General features: G+C 69.1%; 2 protein-coding genes. Both read right to left on the reverse strand.

What is annotated here, in order from left to right:
* Positions 1–155: 155 nt before the first annotated feature.
* The gene (pip, locus tag HUK84_RS18240) at positions 156–1,112 is read right to left on the reverse strand and encodes a prolyl aminopeptidase (protein WP_176641501.1); all 957 of its coding nucleotides are present in this window, start codon (positions 1,110–1,112) and stop codon (positions 156–158) included.
* A gap of 46 nt (positions 1,113–1,158) precedes the next feature.
* The coding region (locus tag HUK84_RS18245) for a tyrosine-type recombinase/integrase (protein WP_176641502.1) at positions 1,159–1,409 on the reverse strand (251 nt) is incomplete at its 5' end.

A 1,409-nucleotide genomic window follows, 5' to 3' on the forward strand; every position in this document is an offset into this window, starting at 1 on the left:
CGCCGCCAGGCCGGCCGCTGGGATTCCCGCCGCCGGGATTCCCGCCAACAGGCCGATCGCCAGCACCACCCGGCTCCGCAAACCGCGCACGCGTTCCCGCATCTGCCGGATCACATGCTGCCAGATCGCATGTCGCCGGATCACATGCCGCCGGATCACACGATCGAGGCGAAGCGATCGGTCGCGTCCAGCAGCGCGTCCCGTATCCCCGGCTCCGACACCGCATGGCCGGCATCGTCGATCAGGCGAAACGCCGCCTCGGGCCAGGCAAGATGCAGGTCCCAGGCGGTGCGCATGGGGGTGGCGACGTCATAGCGCCCCTGGATGATCAGCGCGGGAATATGGCGGATGCGCCCGACATCGCGGATCAGTTGTCCCTCCTCCAGCCATCCGTGATGGACGAAGTAATGGTTTTCGATCCGCGCGAAGGCCAGCGCATAGTCCGTGTCGCCATGCTGGGCCGACAGCGCCGCCAGCGGCCGCAGGGTGATCGTCTCACCCTCCCACACGCTCCAGGCGATGGCGGCGCGGACGCGCACCGCCGGGTCCGGATCGGTCAGGCGGCGGCGATAGGCGGCGATCAGGTCGTCCCGCTCCGCCGGCGGGATCGGCGCCAGGAAACGCTCCCATTTGTCCGGGAACAGCCAGGACGCCCCCTCCTGGTAGTACCACTGCAATTCGGCGCGCCGCAGAGTAAAGATCCCGCGCAGGATCAGCCCCGTCACCCGCTCCGGATGGCTCTCGGCATAGGCCAGCGCCAGGGTCGATCCCCACGACCCGCCGAACACCAGCCAGCGTTCCGCCCCGCTCAGCACGCGCAGCCGCTCGATGTCCGCGACCAGGTGCCAGGTCGTGTTGTTCTCCAGCTCGGCATGCGGCAGCGACCGCCCGCACCCACGCTGGTCGAACAGCAGGATGCGATAGCGCGCCGGATCGAACAGGCGCCGATGGTCCGGCGCGCACCCGCCCCCCGGCCCGCCATGCAGGAACACCACCGGCACGCCGTCCGGATTGCCGCATAATTCCCAATAGACCTGGTGCCCGTCGCCGGTATCCAGATGGCCATGGGCATAGGGTTCGATCGGCGGATAGAGCGTGCGGGCAGATGTCACGAACTTGGCTCCTCTGTCACGGATCCGAGGGGACGCGAATCCGGGGTCACGAATCCGATGCCGCCCCGCCGGCGCGCGGATGGGTGCGCGTCCACACCTCCATCAACTGCGCCTCGTCGGCCAGAGTATAACGCTGGGTGGTCGACAGGCTGGCATGGCCCAGCAGGTCCTGGATCACCCGCAAATCCGCCCCGCCCTTCATCAGGTGCGTGGCAAAGGAATGGCGCAGCGCATGCGGCGTGGCATGCTCCGGCAGGCCGGCCACCTCCCGCCAGGCCCGCATCGCCCGCTGCGCCA

Origin of the sequence: Nguyenibacter vanlangensis (assembly GCF_013376155.1) — a bacterium.
Taxonomy (GTDB): Bacteria; Pseudomonadota; Alphaproteobacteria; order Acetobacterales; family Acetobacteraceae; genus Gluconacetobacter; species Gluconacetobacter vanlangensis.